This is a genomic window from Pseudoflavitalea rhizosphaerae (genome assembly GCF_003991355.1).
Classification (GTDB): Bacteria; Bacteroidota; Bacteroidia; order Chitinophagales; family Chitinophagaceae; genus Pseudobacter; species Pseudobacter rhizosphaerae.
On sequence record NZ_RCSU01000013.1, the window covers coordinates 1 to 22,158 of the forward strand.

Genomic DNA, 22,158 nt, shown 5'->3' on the forward strand with positions numbered 1-22,158 from the left:
AATGACATTGCTCGCCGGGAGGCGAGCGACTGGCCGCACCCTGCTACAATCCAGCATATCACTATGCTCAAATAGCTGAATGATTGGTAAACAGATATTGACCCCGTCCATTTGCTATTCCCTAATTTTCTGGTTGCTTAGTAACCGTCAGTAAATACCTTGTTGCTTGAACTCCCATATGATGAAAAAATCCTGCTGCAAAGGATCGCAACAGGTGATGAAACTGCTTTTACCACTGTATTCAATCACTGGCATCAGCAACTGGGAGATTATGTTTTCAGACTTACCGGCTCCGTCTCAATTGCCGAAGAAATTGTGCAGGAGGCCTTCGTTACACTCTGGACAAAAAGGGAATTACTAAGGGAAGTGGATAATATCGGCGCTTATATTTACCGGCTTTGCAAGAACAGGACCCTGAACCAGCTTCGCAACCTGGCCAGGGAAAGACTACGAAACGCAAGCTGGGTGAATATTACAGAACAATCATCCGGCGGACCGGACCTGGAGCCCTTTTTCCAACTTATCGAGGAAGCCGTGAACAAACTCCCTCCACAACAACAAAAAGCCTGGATCCTCAGCCGTCGCGAAGGTCTTATGTATGAAGAAGTGGCCAGGCAAATGCAACTGAGCCGCGAAACAGTCAAAAGACATATCCAGCTCTCCGGCCGCTTCATCAGTAATTACGTGAAACAACATGCGGAACTACATACGGCTACCGCAGTAGTGCTTTACACCCTTCTCTGATTTTTTTTCGAAACTGATTGACCCTTTCTTTCAATGGCGGTGTCTGTTACCTATACGATTGCCATATGACACCGGAAAGACAAACATATCTTTTCAATCGATACTTCCTGAAAACTGCCACAGAAGCGGAAGAACATGAGCTCATGCAATGGCTGGCAAGCCAGGCCCGGGACAAAGAGATCGGAACATTGATGGACGAGGCCTGGGAAGAATTTCAAACCAGTCGTCAGCTCTTCACAGAACAGCAGTCCGGCAGGATGCTCAGGCAGATCCTTCAATCAGGCCCCACAGAAGATAATATCATACCGCTACAAAAAAGGAAACCCTGGCTCCGCTTTGCGGCCGCTGCGGCAATACTGGTATTGCTCAGTGCAACCATTGGCTGGCTTTTTATAAGGGAGGAAAAAGTCTTAAACACCCAGGCCCAAAATGCCGTTGTCCCAATTCCTCCCATTGTTGAACCGGCAAACGATAAAGCCATCCTCACTCTCGCAAACGGAGAACAGATCGTACTGGATGATGCCGCCAATGGTAATATCAGCAACCAGTCAGGCATCACCGTTATCAAACTCAACGGACAATTGAATTACAATACACCGGGCAGCAATGATTCAAAAGAAATCGTTTACAACACCATCACCACTGCAAAAGGAAAACAATACAAACTGGTGCTGGAAGATGGAAGCTGCGTTTGGTTGAATGCAGCCAGCTCACTCCGGTTCCCAGTCAGCTTTCCCGGCAACGAGCGCCGGGTGGAACTTAATGGCGAAGGTTATTTTGAAATTGCCAAAGACATCAAACGCCCATTCCATGTTGGGCTCCGCAGCAGCAATGATACAGATAAAGGAACTGTAACAGCGCTGGGAACCAGCTTCAATATCAACAGCTACGACAATGAAAGTAATATCAAAACCACCCTGCTCAGCGGAAGTGTGGGAGTCAGCAATCAGTCGGGCAAATCCATTGTGCTGAAACCCGGACAGCAGGCCAGTTTCAACAGTACGCAACTCCGAATGAATCCCGAAGCCAATACAGAGCAGGTACTCGCCTGGAAGAACAATCTTTTCAATTTCGATAATGAGAACATCGAAGATATCATGAGAGAACTGACGAGATGGTACAATATCGATGTGAGATTTGAAGGCCCGGTCCCTGACAAACATTATTTCGGCTCCATCCGCAGACAGGTAAAACTCACTGAAATTCTCGATATGCTTGGGATAGCAGGAGATATCGGTTTTACCCTCGAAGGAAGGACCCTGTTCATCAAACGCAGATAGTAAATCCCCAATAAACATCAAACATTGCAAGGCTTATGAAATTGACAGCCAACATTTTTGTTCGCGCAGGAACCCCGCTGCGCTTACTAACCAAAACAGTTTTCTTTTTTTCCATTTGTGCAGCATTGCAATCTTTTGCAGGAGGCTATGCACAAAAAGTGAGCATCAACCTGAAAGAAGTTTACCTGGACAAAGTATTCAAAGAGATCCAGCGGCAGACGGACTACCTCTTCCTTTACACCGGAGAAGAGATCAAAAAAGCGGGAAAGATCTCCGTAAACGTGAAGGATGTGAGCGTTGAAGAGGCGCTGAAACAAAGTTTACGATCAACAGGTTTCAAGTTCCGAATTGTAGACAAGACCATCGTGCTGGATGCTAATCCACAGCAGGCAGCGCCGCAAAAACAGGTATCCATCGAAAGAACAAAGATCAGGGGCATAGTCAGTAACCAGGCCACCAAAGAACCCATGCGAGGCGTGAGTGTTGGTGTGAAAGGGAAAAAAACTGTAGTGGTGACCAATGATCTGGGAGAATTCGAGATCGAAGCAGATCCTGGTCAAACGCTGGTGTTCACCTATATTGGATTCGGCACCAGGGAGGTGCTGGTGGGTGCAGACAATGATCTTTCCGTACAACTAACGGAAAAACCAAAAGATATGTCGGAAATAGTGGTGATTGGATATGGCACCAGCCGGAAAGCAGACCTGACAGGCGCTGTAGGGACCGTAAATTCCGCCGCATTGGGTAAGGTTAGTTCCACCAACCTCGGCCAGGCCATCCAGGGCAGGATGAGCGGTGTACAGGTAACTCAGTCATCCGGACAACCCGGATCAGGCGCAGAGGTAAAAGTTCGTGGAGTCGGCTCCGTTAAATCAGGCAACAGTCCGCTCGTGCTCGTTGACGGTTTTGTTGGAAGCTTGAATGAGCTCGATGCTGACGATGTGGAAAGCATCACTGTATTGAAAGATGCATCCGCCGCCTCCATCTACGGATCGAGAGCAGCCAATGGTGTACTGCTGGTAACCACCCGGAAAGGCAAAGCCGGTAAAACAAATGTGGAATTCAAAACAGAATACGGCTGGCAAAGCCTCACCAAACAACCCAATTACCTCAATGGTCCGGAATGGGCCGAACACCAGAACGAAGCAAGGTCATTCAATGGCAAATCGCCTTTCTGGACCGGCGCTCAGGCTCCTGAAACCATTACCGAATGGACAGACTGGAGTGATTTCGTTTTCCGTACCGCACCTTTCCAGGACTATCACCTTGGGATCACTGCCGGCTCAGAAAAAACAAAAATGGCGATGGGGCTTGGTTATACAGACCAGACAGGAACCATCATCGGAACAAAATATAACCGGATCAATGCGCGTATCAACCTGCAACACGATATCAGCAAACGAATCCGCGCAGGTATCAACATGAGTTATATCCGCACCAATTACTATACAACCATCACTCCCTTCTCTTCATCGGGACCGGCAGCATTGAATGGCATTACGGCTGCACCGCCTACCATTCCCGCGTACAACCCGGATGGCCTGCCCGGCGCCCCCAGGCCCGGCTTTCCCGGAGAAGCCTATATCACCAACACAACCTGGAAAACTCCCAGCATCGCCCACAATATTCTTGATAACAGGAATCGCTACAACAAAACTTTCGGCAACCTGTTTGGAGAAGTGGACATCATCGACGGCCTCAAATACAAACTGGTAGTGAACGGTTCACTCGCCACCATCCTCAACGATGAATGGCAGGGCAAATGGGCCATTTATTCACCCACTGACCTGGATCACACTACACCACTGGCACAGGGAGCAACCGCTTCACTGAACAATGTGGCCCGCGAATCATATATTTGGGAAGTACAGAACCTCCTGACTTATTCCAAATCATTTGGCAAGCACAATATCGATGTACTGGCTGGCGCTTCATTTGAAGAAGGCGATGGCTACCAGTTCAATGCCTCCAAGAACGACTTTCCGAATAATGATCTCCGCGCTATCGGGGCAGGAAATACAATGGCCAGTATTGGCGGCGGGTTCGTTGATCCTTATTCGTTAGTATCGCAGTTTGGCAGGATCAACTATGCTTATGATAGCAGGTACCTGCTGCAGGCCAATATCCGCAGGGATGGTTCCTCTGTGTTTGCTCCCGGCAGGCAGTATGGTGTATTCCCATCGTTCTCCGCTGGCTGGAGGATATCAGAAGAAAAATTCTTTGAGCGCTTTACCGGCACCGTTAGTACACTGAAACTCCGTGCCAGCTGGGGGCAACTGGGCAACGCCAATATCCCGGCCTACTCCTGGATCAGCACCATCGATGTTACAGGAGGCGCTGTATTCGGCAATCCGCAGACAAGGTTGCCAGCCTATTATCCCACACAGATGTCGAATGAAAAAGTGAAATGGGAAACCACTACCACCAGCAACTTCGGTATCGATCTCGGCCTGTTCAACGACAAACTCACAGTGGAAGCAGATATCTACAACAAACGCACTACAGATATGCTCCTGGATGCCACCATTCCTTACACGGCCGGGTATACTGCAGGTCCCGTAGTGAATATCGGCGAAGTAAGGAACAAGGGATGGGAGCTGAATCTCCGCTACCAGAACAAATGGAATGATCTTCGCTACAGCGCGTCTTTCAATATCTCTGAGAACAAGAATGAGCTCACCGATCTTGGGGGCGTAAAACCCATCATCAATGGTCCGCTCAAGTCAGATGTAGGGCTTCCCCTCTACGCCTACTGGGGCTTCCAGACCAATGGCATCTGGAAAAGCACAGAAGAGATCAACAGCAATCCCCACAGAACAGGCGACAGGCCCGGTATGATCAGGTATGTTGACCGAACCGGCGACAAACAGATCACAGATGCCGACAAAACCATGATCGGCAGCAACCTGCCCAAAACTGTTTTCGGTTTCAATATCGAACTCGGCTGGAGAGGCTTCGATTTCTCCATGCTCATCCAGGGAGAAAGAGGGAAAGATATGCTGGTTGAATCCGTGTTCGGAGGCAATGGTGAAGGTGAAGACAATAATATCGATCGATACTACTGGGACAATCGTGCTATCCTGGACAACAATGGCAATGTGATCAGCGGCACCACTCCCGCAGCAGGCGCCGTGAAAGGCGATATGACCTGGAGCAGCTACCTGGTGCAGGATGCTTCCTATACCCGGATCAAGAACATGCAATTCGGTTATACATTGCCGAAATCCTGGACCAGCAGGGTGAAAGTACAATCATTGAGGCTGTATGTAAATGCCACTAACCTGGTTACCTGGACGGACTTCATCGGTTATGATCCCGAAATGCGTCCTTCCGAACCATCGGGCATCAATGCCTACTCAAGGGGTGGTGTGGATGCCTATCCCGTTGCCAAAACCGTAACCATGGGCATCAGGCTCGTTTTCTAATCTTCAAATCTGTGTAACATGAAAAAGTTACTTTCCATAATCGCGCTCCTTTCTTTGTCGGGCATGTATAGTTCCTGTAAAAAAGACTTTCTGAAATCACTTCCCAAAAACAATTTATCGGAAGGTTCCTATTACAAAACAGAAGCAGATTTTACCAGCGCCGTCAACGCTATTTACGATGCCTTACAGGCCGACCGTGAGCTGAGCTTCTTCCCGATGTCTGATATTGCCACACCATTCGCCGGGTTTGGATCAAGCCGCTTCGGCCAGTATAACGATGGTATCTTTGGCATCACGGATGGCTGGACGATGGGGCAAACCATCTGGGCCGCCTGGTACAAAGTGGTGTTCCGCGCCAATCTCGTACTTGATCATATCGATCAGCCCGGAGTTACCATCAGTCAGAAAGCACATGACAGGCTGAAAGGCGAAGCACTCTTCCTTCGTTCCCTTTCCTATTTTTATCTGACCTATCTCTACGGCGATGTACCTCTCATCACCAGGGTGTTGAAATACGATGAACAACAGATACCGCGTGACGGGCACGATAAAGTGATAGCACAACTGATAGAGGACCTCAAACAGGCAGAATTATTATTACCCTCCGTAACCGAATACAGGAATGCAAAAGCATTGCTGGGAAGAGCAAGTCGCGGCGCCGCCAAATCACTGCTCGGCAAGATCTATGTATACGAAAAAAGATGGCCCGAAGCGGAAGCCAAGCTCAACGAAGTGGTGAACGTGGATAAGGATTATGATCTCGAAGGGAAATTCCTCGACCTGTTCTGGCCCACCAACGAAAATGGTAAAGAATCCATTTTCGAGATCCAGTATCACAGCGGCGTGAAAGAGGGCAATTCCTTTGTCCGTTTCTGCTCTCCCAATACACTATCACAGATCCAAACCGCAGGTTTCGGGTATATCACGCCCACAGAATACTACCTGGACCAGTTTGAAACAGTGAATGGTTTTCCTGTGACCAGTAATTTCGTAAGCCGCGCTTCAGCAGGTAGTGCTTACCGTTATACTTTCACTTATTCATCCCCAGATCCGGCCTATGATCCCGCACAACCTTACAATTTGCGTGATCCACGCCTGGCCTGGACTGCCTGGTACGAAAACACGCCATATATCACCGAGTTCCAGAACCGTACCGGTCAAACCGGCGTTAACTACCTGCAACAGTACTCCAACGAGAACGGCCACAATACCGTGAAATACATCATCGGAAAGCTGGACCCAACGGCAGGGGACAGCCCCGGCAATATGATCCTGATCCGTTTTGCAGATGTACTTCTACTTTATGCCGAAGCATTATTGCACAACAATAAGCTCTCCGATGCAACCACCGTTATCAACCGCGTTCGCCAGCGACCCAGCGTGAACATGCCAACCGTACAGGCAGTGGAAACGGCAAGAGGAATCAATATCTCAAACGACAAAGACGCTCTCTTCCGTTACCTGCAAAAAGAAAGATACCGCGAGCTCGCATTTGAATGGGGGCATATGTATATGGACCAGATCCGCTGGGATGTATTTGCCGATGAAATTGTGAACTACTGGACCGCTCAAAAATACGGACATAATAATCCTGCACTCGGTTCATTCGATAAAGACCATTATCTCTGGCCTATTCCCGCAGAAGAAAGGAACAGGAACCCACAGCTGGGACAGAATGATGGATATTGATCCACGAAGTTAGTTAGCATCGCAATCATACAGCAGTCACCAACCAGATACTGCTCATGGCTGGCCAACAAGGCCGGCCATTTCCTTATATCTCTTTAGCGCCTCCACATAATAATAATCCGCATAACTGATACCTACATCAATCTCCGACTTCGCCGGCAGATGCCCTACACTATGCATCAAAATAAATCCGCCATTGGCGCCTGGCGCAGCTTTATATGCAGGCGTAGATAAAGATTTCAAGATTTTTTCCGCAGCCTTATGATATTTTTTTGCCTCCGCCGCATCCACATAGGTGCAAAGCTCCAGCAAACCAGCCGCCATCACAGCTCCTGCGGAAGCATCGCGCGGAGCATTTGGAATATCAGGCGCATTGTAATCCCAGTAAGGGATCAAGTCGGCAGGAAGGTTCGGGTGGTCCAGCATATAAGCAGCGATCTTCTCCGCCATTTGCAGGTAACGCGAATCCTTCGTTTCGCGGTAGGTCATGGTATACCCATATAACCCCCATGCCTGACCGCGGGACCATGCTGACCCATCTGCATAACCCTGCGCCGTTCTCCGCTGTATCACTTCCCCGGTATGTTTATTATAATTAACAACATGATAGGAGCTGTTATCATTTCTGAAATGATGTTGCATGGTGGTATTGGCATGCGTCACGGCGATCTTGTAGAAAGATGAATCGCCGGTGACCTTCGTGGCATAGAATAATAATTCCAGGTTCATCATATTATCGATGATCACAAGAAACTCCGATGGATCAGGGGAATTCCAGGATTTGATACAACCAACAGCAGGATTGAACCGGGTACTGAGTGATGCTGCACTTTTCACCAGTACATCCCTTGTACTGTCAGATGATTGCAACCTTTGCAAATTGCCGAAACTGCAATACATCATAAAACCCAGATCATGTGTGCCGGTATTGAACTGTTGTGATTTCAACAGCCCCAGCATGCGCTCCGATTCATTCCAGAGCTGCTTGTCTTTGGTCTGCTCCCAGAGATAAAGCAAAGTGCCGGGATAGAATCCACTGCACCACCAACCCGGTCCGCTCGCTTCAAACTTCATTGCCGAAGGATCATAGTTGCGGGGAAATTTTCCGGAGGGCAGCTCCTTCATCATCACTTTATATTGTGAACCGGCATTGGCAAACTCAGCATCGATCTGCTTCAAAAACTTTCTATCAGCAGTGAACCTTGCTTGAGCGGAGGAATGGAAAGCAAGCAGGAAAATCAGGCATGAGGCTAGAAGCAGGCGATAAAATGAAGATCTCATGTAAATTGAATTATAGTGTTGAAAGATAATTTTTTCTTTTTTAAATATCTTTACCTGTCAAATAAAAAATTATTCAGCAATGCATATTATGAAAGCGGCGAAAGGCTTACTACCAGCGGTGTTCATCACCATGATGATGGCATGTAACAACAATACAAACCCTAAAGAACAGACGAAAAATGCAGACAGTCTTACAGCAACCGGGGCAGTAACTACCCCTACAGATAGCAGCAATACCAGCACTGCTGCTGCATCTCCTGCCCCTACAACCGACTGTATGATCAGGGCCACACTCGGCACCCGCGAGTGGAAGGCTTCAGGAGTAACGGTGAACCGGGTGAATGAACATTTGACCATTAGCCATGACGGCGACTATACCGATACTACCGATATTCACAATATGCAGATCGTCATCAATAATTATAATGGCCCCGGCACTTATACTTTCGATGGCAGTGGCAGCGTCACCTTCTCCTTCGGCTTCACACAAACAGACAATTACCTCACTTCATCGCAGGGCAGCACAGGTTCCATTGTTGTTACAGAGCACACCAGGACCAGTTTCAAGGCCAGTTTCAATTTCACCGCCGGAAATTCTGACGGCGATGGGAAAACGATTGAAGTCACCAACGGAGAAGTCAGCGCCAAAGACGGCGATAATTGCCGTGTACAGGAATATGTGAATCCCTCATAAGCATACCAGGTAAAAAAATTAAAGGCCCCGGTAATTGCCGGGGCTTTTGCGCAAATAGTGTTTTTATACTAAATTCATTCTCCAACTAACGGGCATCCCTGTTTCGTTCACTGAGAAAAATGTATCATTCCGATGAAGACGCTGCTGTGTGCTCTCTTTTGCTTGCTGCTGACCCATCTCCGCGGTCAGAATCAGATCGGATTACCCCAGATCGTCAATTACCATAGTTATGATTATAAAGCAGGGGTACAGAACTGGGCTATCGGCCAGGATGTGAATGGTATGCTGTATTTCGGCAACAGCGAGGGACTGCTCTGCTTCGATGGCAAATTCTGGAAACGATACAAACTGCCCAATCAGACAGTGGTCCGTTCTTTAAAAATCGATGCCGCCGGCCGGATCTTTATCGGCGGCCAGGCAGAGATCGGTTATTTCTTTCCCGATGCCTCCGGCAAACTCAGGTATACCAGTATGAATGCATTACTTCCCGAAGATGAAAGAAGGTTCGCTGATATCTGGAACCTTGTAGTAGTGGATGATCAGGTATTCTTCCGCTCGCGCGCCAAAATCATTCAGTACAAAGACGGATTGATGAATGTGTTCAAACCCGGCACTACATGGGATTTCATGGGAGAAGCCGGCAACCGCGTGTACGCGCAGGAAAGCGGAAAAGGCATTCTGATGTACGACAATGGCGTATGGCGCCCCATTTGCAACCACCCCGTACTGGACCAAACTCCCATTACATCAATGATGGAATACGGGAAAGATACAATACTGGTAGCCACCATGCGCAATGGTCTCTTTCTCCTTTATAATAATACGCTCGTTCCCAAAAAAACAATGGCCGATGATGTATTTCATAACGATCGACTCTACTGCACCGCCAAAGTGAACAGCAACTGGTTCGCCTTCGGCACCAACTCCGCCGGCGTGGTGATCCTCAACAAAGAAGGCGAACATATCCAAACCTATTCTTATCGCGAAGGCCTGCAGAAGAATAATGTGCGCAGCCTTATGCTGGACCGCAACCGGAATCTTTGGATCGGATTGGATGATGGCATCGATCAGTTAGCCATCAACAGCGCTGTCAAGTTCATCTATCCCGACAAAACCAAACAGGTCACCGGCTACGCTACACGACTCTACCAGAACAAGCTCTACATCGGAACCTCAAACGGACTTTATGTTGCCCCCGTAAATCCCGGCATCAGTGATTTCAGCCAGGCCGCTGGCGCTTTCACAGAAGTGCAGAATACCACCGGACAGGTCTGGAATCTTGACGAGATCAATGATCATCTTTTTATCGGGCATGAGGACGGTGGCATGATCGTGAAGAACAACGGCGCAAAAAAAATTTACAAAACAGCGGGGTCCTGGCTCTTCAAACCCACTTCTGCTGTTTATCCTACATCGAATATCATTGCAGGAACTTATACGGGACTTAGACTGATCAGTTTCGTGAATGATCAGTTCAGGGACCGCGGAAATATACAGGGACTGATGGAATCCCTGCGCTTTATGTCGTTCGACAACAATACACGCACACTCTGGGCATCACATCCCAACAGGGGCATCTTCAGGTTACTGCTAACGCCCGACTTCGCCAGCATTGCACAGATGAAATTGTATGGAAGCAGGGACGGGCTGCCAGATGATAACGGCAATTATATATTTCGTGTAAAGAACCGCGTGGTATGTACTTCCGTGGATGGTATCTACGAATTCGATCCGGCCAGGAACAGGTTCCAGGTTTCGCCCGCTCTCAATGTCATCTTTAAAGGAATGAACATCCAGTATCTCCACGAAGACAATAAAGGCAATCTCTGGTTCATCTCCAATAAACGACTGGGTATCGTGGATTTTCAAAAGCCGGTCAATGGCAGGGATTACAGCATTCAATATTTCCCCGAGCTGGATGGTCTTGTTCTGGCAGGTTATGAATCCATTTACCCGCTGAATGAAGAGAATATTTTCATCGCCGCCAATAAAGGGATCATACACCTCAATTATAAGAAGTACTGCGAACAACCGACCAAGCCCGATATATTGCTTAGCCAGGTGAAGGCTGAAGGCAAAAGAGACAGTATCCTGTTCGGCGGCCATGCGCTGGAAGGCGGAACAGTAGTACCTTTCAAGGCAAATTCCGTGCAATCACTGCCCGCCCATCTCAATTCACTTCACTTTGAATATTCCAGTACACTCTTTGAACAACTCCGCAATATCGAATTCTCATATATCCTCCGTGGATTCGATAAAGAGTGGAGCCATTGGAGCAGCAGAAGTGAAAAAGATTATACCAACCTTCCTCCCGGCAGTTACACATTTTCCGTAAAGGCGCGCAACAACAAGCGGAACGAATCAGGCATCGTCAATTATAATTTCGAAGTGAAGAGGGCCTGGTACAATAGCTACTGGATCTTTACACTTTACGCATTGCTGGCCCTGAGCATCGTGTACCAAATGCTGCGCTGGCAGCAAAGGAAACACCAGAAAGAACGGGAACACCAGCGATACCTCCACCAACTGGAACTGGACCGCAATGAAAAAGAGATTGTGGAACTGAAGAACAGGAAACTGGAAACCGATCTCAATTTCAAGAACAGGGAGCTGCTTACCATGACCATCAACCTTGTGCAGCGCGGCGAAGTACTTAAAAAGATCAGGGAGATCATTTCCTCGCTAATTAAAAAAGAATCCCCTGCTGACAATGCGGCTTCCCACAAGAATCTTCTTCGGTTAATACGTGAAGTGGAAAAGAGCAATGAAGACTGGGACAAGTTTGCCATTCATTTCAATAGCGTGAACATGGATTTCTTCAATACGCTGAAATCCATGTATCCAATCCTCACTCCCAATGAGCTCAAGCTATGTGCATACCTTCGCATGAACCTCAGCTCAAAGGAAATTGCGCAATTGCTCAACATCACTGCCAAAGGCGTGGAGGTGGCCAGGTACCGCCTGAGAAGAAAATTAGGGCTTCAACCTGATGTAAACCTCGCAGACTTCCTTGCCGGCGTTTCATCTTCCAAATCCATCTAAGTTTTTACCAATCAGCAAATTGATTACTTGTTGTAGGGGCATTGTAGTGCTCAGGCAAAGTAGTATTCCATGAAATTTCTACCTGTAGGGTTTAAGTAGTGCCCTACTCTTTCGCGGCCATATTGGACCGTGTATATTTTTATGCTGCACCAACCATCCAGGTAATTTTTTAACGATTAAGACTAATTGCCATGCTTCAACCATTTAGCCTATTAAATCATGTTGCAATCCGTAAGCGTCCCCGCTTGCAGGTTGTATTCCGGCATCTTTCGATTGTTTGGCTGCTGACCATTTTTTTTGCCGGTTCGCTGTCTGCACAGGAAACAGTTATTTCAGGAACAGTTAAAGACGCTAAGGGAGCGCCACTAGCCTGGGTAACCGTGCAGGTGAAAAGCACCAGTGTCAGTACCAGTACCAATGCACAGGGAAAATTCCAGATCAATGCCGCTGCCAATGCAACACTTGTATTTTCCCACGCTGGTTTTGCCAACCAGGAGATCGCGCTGAACAACAGAACGTCGATCAATGTAACACTGTCCCTGTCTGACCAAGATCTCGACCAGGTGGTGGTAATCGGTTATGGAACCGCCCGTAAGGGAGATATCACAGGGGCCATTTCCTCTGTAAGCGGGAAGGATCTCAAGGCAGTGCCTGCTGCATCCTTATCGCAGGCATTGGCCGGTCGCGCTGCCGGTGTAAGAGTGAGTACTTCCTCCAATATGCCCGGTGGTGGTATCTCCATCCGGATCCGTGGCGGCAACTCCATCCAGGGTGGTAATGAGCCGCTCTACGTAGTGGATGGATATCCGTTATACAATGAGAACGGACCAGCCATCAACCCCAACGATATCGAATCCGTGGAGATCCTCAAAGACGCCTCCGCTACTGCTATCTATGGTTCACGCGGCGCCAACGGAGTGGTGATCATCACTACAAAAAGAGGAAAGGCAGGCAGGAACCAGATCCAGTTCGAATCATACTATGGCATTCAGAAAGTAAGGAAGAAGATCCCCATGCTCAATGCAGAACAACTGGCCACAGTGATCAATGAAGGCGTTGCCAATGTAAACAAAGACAACCAGGGTAATGCCGGCTATCCCAAACCGTTACCCTTCACCGGAGAACAGATCAAAAGCCTTGGCGCAGGAACAGATTGGCAGGATGAGATCTTTCGCGAAGCACCTATACAGAACTATCAGCTAACCTTTTCAGGCGGTACTGATAAATCACAGTATGCTGTATCCGGTAACTATTTCGATCAGCAAGGCATCGTGATCAATACCGGTTTCTCCAGGGGATCGGTCCGTCTCAATCTCGACCAGGAGATCAATAAGCGTTTAAAGCTCGGCGTGAGTGCCACTATTTCGCGCACCAAGGGTACGCTCGTGAACACCGATGGCGATGGTGGTGCAGGGGCAGGTGTGGTATACGGTGCGCTGAACTTTTCACCCACCGTACCCGTTCGGAATCCCGATGGCACTTACACCCTCAACAACAGGTCCGGTGGTATCCTCATCAGTAATCCTGTGGCCATGGCCAATGAGACCTGGAATACGAATGTGGCCACCCGCGCTATCGGTAATGCCACACTCGAATTCAAGATCATGGAAGGGTTGTACATCAAAACCCTCCTGGGTACCAATATGAGATATGAAAAGAGTAGTACCTATCTCCCCAGAACTATTTACTCCGGTGTTGCCAATAACGGAACAGCCAGCATTTACAACGCACAAAATGCAGAATGGCTGAACGAGAACACGATCTCGTATCGAAAAACAATTGCAGATGTCCATCGCATCAACGCTGTGATAGGTTATACTTTCCAGAATGGCAATTATGAAGATGTGCGCGCCAACGCACAGAATTTCGCCAATGATATCCTGCTGTACAACAACCTCGGCACAGCGCAACAAACCAATACCGGCGCTTCCAACAAGAATGAATGGATGTTGCAATCCTGGATTGCCCGTATCAACTATGATTACGATGGAAAATACCTGCTTACACTCACAGGCCGCCGTGACGGATCATCACGTTTTGGTACAGGTAACAAATATGCATTCTTCCCTTCAGGCTCCGTGGCCTGGAGGATCTCCAATGAAAATTTCATGAGCGGTATCAACGCCATCAACGATCTGAAGATCCGGGCAAGCTATGGCCTTACAGGTAACCAGGAGATCGGTCAGTTCCAGTCCCTCGGTGCATTGGGGACTCAGAACTACAATTTTGGAAATACACTGTCTGTTGGGTATGCACCCAATCGCGTAGGCAATCCCAATCTGAAATGGGAATCTACTGCGCAGATGGACTTCGGTCTTGACCTCAGTCTTTTCAGGAACCGCATCCAGATTACTGCAGACTGGTATGAGAAAAGGACCCGGGACCTGCTCTATAATGTAAGCCTGCCGATCACTACCGGCTTTTCCACCTCTTTGCAGAATGTAGGTAAAGTGAAGAATTCAGGTGTTGAGCTTACGCTGAACACCATCAACTTTGCCGGAAAGGATTTTGAATGGAGCACCAGCTTCAATATCGCCTGGAACAAGAACGAGATCCTGGACCTCGGCAATGTAACCGGCGATATTCCGGTTGGTGGTGCCAGTGGCCACCTGCAACTCGCCAACTCCGGGATACTTCGCGTAGGCTCCCCCGTTGGCGTATTCTTTGGATTGATCACAGATGGTATCTTCCAGAATACTGAAGAGATCGCCAAATCTGCACAAAAGAATGCCAAACCCGGCGAACGCCGCTACAAGGATGTGAAAGCTGATGGGGTGATCAACTCTTCAGATCGCGTGATCCTCGGTAAAGCACAGCCAGACTATATCTATGGCTTCACCAATAATTTTTCTTACAAGGGCATTGACCTGGCCGTATTTTTCCAGGGTGTATATGGCAACAGCATTTTCAACATCAACAGGTTTGAACAGGAATCCATGACCGGCGTGAGCAATCAATCAACAGCCGTGCTGGACCGCTGGACCCCCACCAACCCAAGTCAGACCATACCCCGCGCCGCTTCTGTAGGGCAGCCCTACCAGGTTACCAGCAGACAGGTAGAAGATGGCTCCTACCTCCGCCTGCGAAATATCCAGCTCGGTTATAACCTGCCGGGAAAATGGCTGAAACCTGCAGGACTTACTGCCGTGAGATTGTACCTGAGCGGACAAAACCTCTGGACCAAAACCGACTATTCCGGTTATGATCCGGAAGTGAGCCGATTCAACCAGGAAACGCTGAGCCAGGGAATCGACTATGGCAGCTACCCTGCCAACAAAGCCATCCTGGTTGGACTGAACATCACACTTTAATTGCTCACAGCATCAAAACTATTATCATGAAACGCATTTTATTCATTTTCGGAATGTTGCTGGTAGCGTTTACAGGTTGCCGTAAGCTCAACGAGAACCCTGCCAATTTCATCTCTCCCGAAAACTTCTATCGTACCCGCAGCGATGCCATTGCAGCTGTAACTGCAGCCTATGCACCCGTACGCACCAACGGCTTCGTCACCAGGAACTATGTCATTCTCGGAGAGATCACAACAGACAATATGTTCCCGCTGCCCAACAACAACGATCGTGTGCAGCTCGACAACTATGTTCATACACCCACCAATGGCATCCTCCGCGAAACCTGGACTATTTTCTACCAGGGTATCGCTTATGCCAATAACGTGATAGACCGGGTGCCCGCCATCAATATGGATGAGAACCTGCGCGCAAGACTGGTAGGTGAAGCGCATTTCCTCCGCGCTTTCTATTATTTCCATCTTGTCCGTTTATTCGGCGATCTCCCGCTGGTGACCAAAGCATTGAAATCCCTGGCAGAACTGGAGTATCCCAAACGCAGTCCTAAAGCCGATGTGTACAAAGTGATCATCGACGACCTCAAGGCAGCAGAGAGCGTGCTTCCTCCTACCTATTCTGGTGCAGACCGTGGGCGCGCCACCAAAGGTGCTGCCAGCGCTTTCCTTGCGAGTGTGTACCTCACGCTGAAACAATACCAGCTCGCTGCGGATAAAGCAGCGGAAGTGATGGCGCCGGCATCGGGATTCGGATATGGCCTCTGGGATGATTATGTGGATGTGTTCGATATCAAAAATGAATTCGGCAAAGAAGCCATCTTCGATGCACAATTCATGAGCGGCCCCGGTGGACAGGGAGGAAACCTCATCGCCTTCTTTGCACAGGAGAACAATTCAGTGGGTGGTCGTGGTTTCGGATCTTTCCAACCTACACAGGAACTCTATGATGCTTTCCAGGTGAATGACAAACGCAAAGCCATCTTCTTTACAAAAGGAACAGACAATAAATACTATTGCAACAAATGGATCGATGCGGATGCAAAAACGGAAAACCAGTCGGACAACAATTATCCGCTCATGCGTTATGCTACAGTGGTGCTCACTTTCGCAGAAGCTTACAATGAAGTACATGCGCCAGCTGACGACAATGATGCTTACAAAGCCATCAACAGTATCCGCCAGCGCGCAGGACTTCCTCTATTCTCCGGGCTAACGCAGGAACAGCTCCGCGATTCCATCCGAAATGAACGCAGGCTGGAACTTTGTTTTGAAGGAGAACGCTGGTTCGATCTTGTAAGAACAGGACTACTTGAATCCACGCTGAAAGCAAAGGGAACAGCCAATATCAAGCCCTATCATGTTTTGTTTCCCGTTCCGCAATTCGAGATCGATCTCAATCAAAATCTCAAACCACAGAACACGGGTTACCCGGATTAAGCGAGCAATCAGTTATAGTTTCAATGAAGAAGGGAGAGAATAGACATAAATATTTTCCCCTACTCCAACTACAGATTTTCTGGTAATTCTCCAATTGCCAATAAGATCGCTGAACTATAGTCTTGCGTCCTTCGTTAGTGAAAAAAACTTAACTATGAAATTTCTGTTTCTTATTACACTTTTGGCAACTACGATTGCACCAGGTATTCAGGCTGCAACTTTCCCAACTTCTATTTGCAATAAAAAAGCACCGGATCCAATCCCGCTGGTAACCTGGGGAAGCAGCTCTGTCACATACATACCCAACCCATCTGCACAAGCCGTTCAATTTAGCTTTACAACTACGTTTGAGTTCGATGTGGAAATTTTTGAGATTCAGCGCTACCACTGGGCAACCGGCTGGCAAACCATTGGTTTTGTTTTTGCAGGAAGTGGAAGTTATAGCTACACTGATGTAGGATTGGTCTTAGGAGAAACTTATCAGTACCGGGCCGCAGGTGTTTCCCTTGATGAAAGCAGAACGCCATGGTCCTACCCTTTAACAATCACCCTTCCGGTTGAATAGGGATATATCAAATTTACCTGGGGAGTGGTAGTTGCTCTCCAGGTAAATTCGAATCCCTGTTACCGGGCTTTTGCGTAAGGAGTGAATTTATTTTATTTGCCATTGGCAATAAGCTTTCCAGTTGGCGGCTGTTACCTGCAATTGATACCTCTTGTTCAGTTTTTCAATTTCCTGTTGCAATTCCATTTCAGGCAAATGCTTTGCCAGCGCCTGCAGATCGATGCGCATCAATGCTTCTTTGGTGAAGGTCCTTTTAGCATCGCAAAAAGTGATGCTTTCCAGGAAACCCTTTGCAGCAGCGGAATTCAGCAATATCAAAGTATAAACAGCATAGTCCTGTTCATCGAATCCCAACATATAACAGGTATCGTCCAGCATGAGAGGTTTTCCATTTTGTGGTAATACCAGCGCAAAACGGAAAGACTTATACAATCCAGATATTGCCACCTTGTAAGGCTTGAAAGAATAATCGCCAATTCCGAAAATGGAAAATGCTGGTTTGTTTTTGTAGATCGATGAACGGCGGTTCAGGAATAACTGGCGGTGCTGTTGCAGGTAATCCCAGGTGGCCGGGTACTGCCGGATGAAATCCGTATCAGCTCCGGGCCTTTGCTGAGTAACGATGGTGAATTTCCGGGCGGAATCCACCAGGTCCTGCTGCAGGTCGGAGCTTTTGAGCAATCCGAAAACCAACTCATCTTCCAGCCGGATGGTTTGTTGCAGGGCATTCCGGTAATCCTTTCCGTTTTTCTCTAATTCCATCACCAGTGTGCAATCATGCTTCAGGCCCTGCCGCCATTCCAGTGGTGATCTGCCATCTATATAACGATGCTGAATATACGAAACTGTATTTGAAACGAATTTATCCTCCACCCACCCGAATGCAAGCGCTGCTTCTTCCGGCCTGTAGAAACTCCTTTGAGTACAGGTAAAGTCTGCTTCACTGTTCAGTTTACAGGAAAACAAAGAAGCTTCTGCTTTCACTTCAAATTCCTTCAGGCAGTTGATCTGGTATTGCCGCATCTCCCCGATACTGAACCGTAACCTGAATTGCTCCAATAGGATATTCCTGATCACGGAATTTTTCACCAGCATTGTCATCTCCCCGGAAAAACCGTGAAAAGCCTTCAGTAGCATCAGCGTGATATTCTCGGCAATATCGAAATTGCCCTTGCCCGTAACGGCTGCAATCCCTTCGTGCTGTTTGAAATTGGATTTCTCCGGCAGGTTGGAAGACGCCAGGCTGCCAAGCATTGAATTGGTTACCCATGGAGGATTACCGATGATCAGCAAAGACTGTTGCTCATCAGGCGCCAGGGTTTCGAAGCTGAAATCGAAAACATTTGCATGATGTAAATGAATGACTGGTTTGTTCAATGAAGGGTTTTCAAGATAAAGTTCGATGAGAGAGAATTTTGTTTGCCAGAGATATGGCAGGTGAATATCCAGACCATGTACTTCCCGGATGCTTGGAAAGATTCGAAGAGCGGCCATGATGAAATGCCCCTTGCCACAGGTGGGCTCTATCAACGTTCCGGGAAGGCTACCATTCCTGGATACTAACTTCGTGATCTTTTCAGCCAGTTCAGGGGGCGTTTGAAAGTCCCCGAATTCAGCCCGATCAGTTTCAGTCTTCATTTCCCCTTCAGAATGCAGGGCAGACCTGAATTGTAACCACTCCTCTTCATCTTTGAAACAATCCCGTATGCCAGTAATTGCTTCCAGCTCCTCATTCACTTTGTGAAAAGAAGCCATTTGCTGCATCCTGAGAAAGAAAGCCAGCACAGCCGGAGACATATGGGCGCCAAAGACGTTCAATTGCGAACCTGACTGGTTTTTTATATTTTTATCGGCACCATTCAATTCACCCTGTATGAGAGCCTGCATCATTTATCTTTTCCCTTTAATCCTGACGAGCTGCATCACCAGCTCTGTACTTGAAAAAGCCGCCACAGACCGGAAGCCACAACAGATCCATCAGATCAGGGATGCCTGGAAGGATACCTCAGGCAATATTATAGTAAACTTCACTGCAAAACTATCGGGAACAAAAAGAAAATTACAGCCGGGTATATGAGGTGCTGGCATGGGCTATGCGCTTTTGAGCCTGTCCTTGTAAATATTGCCTTTAATAGATAACTTCATTAAAACTACCACTGATGACTACTCCTGACAGGGAAGACATTCATCTTTTGAGCAGGCATAGCAACCTGCCTGTTGCTTCGATCCGGTCTGCATTGCGCGATTTCGTATACAGCGGAAAGGATGCCTGGCAACAGTTCCTTAAAATCTTATTCCTGAGCCTGGGCGCCGGCTTCATGCTGGCAGGCGTGATCTTTTTCTTTGCTTATAACTGGGATGGTCTGCACAAGTTTGTGAAACTCGGTATCATTGAAGGGTTGGTGGTCCTGTTTACACTAACAGCACTGCTCATGCGAAACAATTTACTGGTCCGGAATATACTGCTCACTGCAGCATCTGTAATGATCGGCGTTTTGTTTGCCGTATTCGGACAGGTATACCAGACAGGCGCCGATGCATACGACCTCTTCCTTAACTGGACGCTCTGCACTATCCTTTGGGTGATCGTTTCGGGCTTCGCGCCACTCTGGCTGATCTGGATTGCATTGGTGAACATCACTGTCCAGTTATATCTCCGTCAAACAGGTTCAGACCTTTCTGAAATGACGGGCCCGCTCCTGCTCTTCCTGGTAAATGCCATCAGCCTGGCAGTGACGCTGTTGCTGAAACATTCCGGATCGCGAACAATCCCGCATTGGTTCATCATTGTTCTGGCGCTCGCCGCAGCAACGGTGGCCACCATTGGCGTATGCACAGGCATCTTTGGCAGGATGAGTCTTGCTTTTACATTTTTACTGGCTGCCGTGATCATCAGTTATGCCGGCATCATATTTTATGCTTTCAAACAACAGAGCGTTTTTTTCATTGCCGTGACCGGCTTCAGCATAATGATCATCCTCTGTGCAGGCATCCTGGAAATAGCTAATCCCACTACCGGCTCTGTATTGCTGGTTTGTATTTTCCTCGGAGCCGGCACCACGATGCTCATCAAATCATTGCTCACCCTTCAAAAACAATGGAGCCATGAAAAAGCAGCCTGAGATCAATGCAGTCCTGGAAGTATTCCGCGCACGTGAAGGAGCGACCTTACAGATAGATGAACCGGCGCTTCTCACCGCTTACGAAAAAGCAAACGTCAACAGGTCTGGTATTGCCATTAAAGTACTTACTGTTGTTGGAGGCTTCCTTGTTACCTGTGCATTTTTGGGTTTCCTCTTTTTAGCGGAACTGTACAATTCCGGTATTGGTATGGCCATTAGCGGTTTCATCTTCGTGGCAGGCTCCCTGATCGTAAAAAGAGTGTATGACATATTAATACTGGACACATTTGCCGTTTCCTTTTTTATTTGTGGTTGCCTGCTGATCCTGCTGGGAGCCTTGGAAAGCAGGATGGACGAAACAGCTGTATCCCTGATGTTCATCATCATAGCGCTCATCTCGATGCTGTTTGTTCAGAACTACATGATGTCCTTCGCTGCCACCTGTATCCTGCATGCAGCTGTCATCGGGCTCACCTTAACCTTCCGTTACAATTATTCTCTTCCCATACAATTGTATACCGGGCTGGTGATCCTTTTTTTCACTTTCTGGATTTTAGAAGAGTCACGCATCACTGCCGGCAATACCAGGCTTTCCCGGTTGTACAACCCTGTTAGATTGGGATCGCTTGCAGCCATACTGTTTTCAGGGATCTATCTATCCGGCAATGGCTGGCTGCTCCGGCTATGGCATCCCGGTTGGATATCTGCACTTATTGCCATTGCCTGTATCCTGTTACTGATCCCGAAAATCCTGAAGAAGCTGGAGTTGCATCAGCCTGCTGCGTTTGTTATTGCTTTCACTGCGGCTATCCTCACCCTGGTCCCTGCCATCTGGGCGCCCAGCATTGCCATTTCACTGCTGATCATCCTGCTTAGTTTTTATGTGAATTATATAACAGGGACCGTGGCCGGAATCCTGGCGCTGATCTGGTTTGTAAGTGAATTCTATTATTCGCTCAGCTTTACCCTGCTTACGAAGTCGCTCATGATGATGGGTACAGGCTTCTTCTTCCTGCTGCTCTATTTGATCACCCATAAGAAACTGCAATCAAAATGAAAAGATACCAGCTCATCATCATCCTGTTGAACCTTGTACTGGCGCTCGGTATCTACCATTTCTCCGTTATGGAAAAGGAGAAAACACTGGCAACAGGCAAACTGGTTTTACTGGAACTGGCGCCTGTGGACCCCCGCTCACTCATGCAGGGAGATTACATAAGTCTCCGCTACGCCATTGCCGGTGAGATCAATGAGAACGTTCCGCGCAAAGGCTACTATGTGATCACCCTCGATTCCGGCCTGGTAGCACACAGACAGCGAATTCAGGCAGGGCGTCAACCGCTGAACTCCGGGGAATACCTGATCCAATATCATTCTGTTTCCTGGCGGCATTCCCTGGGCGCGGAGGATTATTTTTTTCAGGAAGGACGCGCCGATACGTTTGCTCTCGCCCGGTATGGCGGCCTCCGGATAGATGATAAAGGAAACAGTATACTTGTTGGCCTATACGATGAAAAAAAGAATCTCATTCAATAGCATCGTTGGTAAATGCAAGCAATAAATTGCTAGTTT

15 protein-coding genes are annotated in these 22,158 nt (G+C 48.0%); 13 read left to right on the forward strand and 2 right to left on the reverse strand.

Annotated elements, in window-relative coordinates; all coding sequences use genetic code 11:
- Window positions 1-159 precede the first annotated feature (159 nt).
- The 4 genes from D9Y29_RS20245 to D9Y29_RS20260 all read left to right on the forward strand — a co-directional run bounded on the left by D9Y29_RS20245 (window position 160) and on the right by D9Y29_RS20260 (window position 7,138).
- Window positions 160-744, forward strand: a complete 585-nt coding sequence (locus tag D9Y29_RS20245) for a sigma-70 family RNA polymerase sigma factor (RefSeq protein ID WP_127131670.1) — start codon at window positions 160-162, stop codon at window positions 742-744.
- 65 nt (window positions 745-809) lie between these two features.
- The gene (locus tag D9Y29_RS20250; protein WP_127131672.1) at window positions 810-2,024 is read left to right on the forward strand and encodes a FecR family protein; all 1,215 of its coding nucleotides are present in this window, start codon (window positions 810-812) and stop codon (window positions 2,022-2,024) included.
- 35 nt (window positions 2,025-2,059) lie between these two features.
- Window positions 2,060-5,449 (forward strand): TonB-dependent receptor, encoded by a 3,390-nt coding sequence (locus D9Y29_RS20255; RefSeq protein ID WP_127131674.1) that lies wholly within the window; start codon window positions 2,060-2,062, stop codon window positions 5,447-5,449.
- 18 nt (window positions 5,450-5,467) lie between these two features.
- Window positions 5,468-7,138, forward strand: a complete 1,671-nt coding sequence (locus tag D9Y29_RS20260) for a RagB/SusD family nutrient uptake outer membrane protein (protein ID WP_127131676.1) — start codon at window positions 5,468-5,470, stop codon at window positions 7,136-7,138.
- A gap of 54 nt (window positions 7,139-7,192) precedes the next feature.
- On the opposite strand, the gene D9Y29_RS20265 is transcribed toward D9Y29_RS20260, so the two are convergent.
- Entirely contained in the window at window positions 7,193-8,317 is a 1,125-nt protein-coding gene (locus D9Y29_RS20265; RefSeq protein WP_241237996.1) for a glycoside hydrolase family 88 protein, read from the reverse strand.
- Between the two features lie 181 nt (window positions 8,318-8,498).
- On the opposite strand from D9Y29_RS20265, the gene D9Y29_RS20270 reads away from it, so the two are divergent.
- The 5 genes from D9Y29_RS20270 to D9Y29_RS20290 all read left to right on the forward strand — a co-directional run bounded on the left by D9Y29_RS20270 (window position 8,499) and on the right by D9Y29_RS20290 (window position 17,464).
- Window positions 8,499-9,113 (forward strand): DUF6252 domain-containing protein, encoded by a 615-nt coding sequence (locus D9Y29_RS20270; RefSeq protein ID WP_127131680.1) that lies wholly within the window; start codon window positions 8,499-8,501, stop codon window positions 9,111-9,113.
- Window positions 9,114-9,245: 132 nt separating this feature from the next.
- On the forward strand, window positions 9,246-12,155 hold the full coding sequence (locus D9Y29_RS20275) for a triple tyrosine motif-containing protein (protein ID WP_127131682.1): 2,910 nt from the start codon (window positions 9,246-9,248) through the stop codon (window positions 12,153-12,155).
- A gap of 245 nt (window positions 12,156-12,400) precedes the next feature.
- Complete coding sequence (locus D9Y29_RS20280) at window positions 12,401-15,466, forward strand: SusC/RagA family TonB-linked outer membrane protein (protein ID WP_164735495.1); 3,066 nt, start codon at window positions 12,401-12,403, stop codon at window positions 15,464-15,466.
- A 26-nt stretch (window positions 15,467-15,492) separates the two neighbouring features.
- Complete coding sequence (locus D9Y29_RS20285; protein ID WP_127131686.1) at window positions 15,493-16,899, forward strand: RagB/SusD family nutrient uptake outer membrane protein; 1,407 nt, start codon at window positions 15,493-15,495, stop codon at window positions 16,897-16,899.
- 154 nt (window positions 16,900-17,053) lie between these two features.
- Window positions 17,054-17,464, forward strand: a complete 411-nt coding sequence (locus D9Y29_RS20290; RefSeq protein ID WP_127131688.1) for a hypothetical protein — start codon at window positions 17,054-17,056, stop codon at window positions 17,462-17,464.
- Window positions 17,465-17,551: 87 nt separating this feature from the next.
- Here D9Y29_RS20290 and D9Y29_RS20295 read toward each other — a convergent pair whose 3' ends face one another.
- Complete coding sequence (locus D9Y29_RS20295) at window positions 17,552-19,354, reverse strand: hypothetical protein (protein ID WP_164735496.1); 1,803 nt, start codon at window positions 19,352-19,354, stop codon at window positions 17,552-17,554.
- Here D9Y29_RS20295 and D9Y29_RS20300 point away from each other — a divergent pair.
- The 4 genes from D9Y29_RS20300 (at window position 19,338) to D9Y29_RS20315 (ending at window position 22,122) form a co-directional block, all read left to right on the forward strand.
- Entirely contained in the window at window positions 19,338-19,541 is a 204-nt protein-coding gene (locus D9Y29_RS20300) for a hypothetical protein (protein ID WP_127131692.1), read from the forward strand. The two genes, D9Y29_RS20295 and D9Y29_RS20300, sit on opposite strands and share 17 nt — an antisense overlap.
- 82 nt (window positions 19,542-19,623) lie before the next feature.
- Entirely contained in the window at window positions 19,624-20,586 is a 963-nt protein-coding gene (locus D9Y29_RS20305) for a DUF2157 domain-containing protein (RefSeq protein ID WP_127131694.1), read from the forward strand.
- The gene (locus tag D9Y29_RS20310; RefSeq protein WP_127131696.1) at window positions 20,570-21,643 is read left to right on the forward strand and encodes a DUF4401 domain-containing protein; all 1,074 of its coding nucleotides are present in this window, start codon (window positions 20,570-20,572) and stop codon (window positions 21,641-21,643) included. The genes D9Y29_RS20305 and D9Y29_RS20310 overlap by 17 nt, the downstream gene beginning before the upstream one ends.
- On the forward strand, window positions 21,640-22,122 hold the full coding sequence (locus D9Y29_RS20315; RefSeq protein WP_127131698.1) for a GDYXXLXY domain-containing protein: 483 nt from the start codon (window positions 21,640-21,642) through the stop codon (window positions 22,120-22,122). The genes D9Y29_RS20310 and D9Y29_RS20315 overlap by 4 nt, the downstream gene beginning before the upstream one ends.
- The last annotated feature ends 36 nt before the right edge of the window (window positions 22,123-22,158 follow it).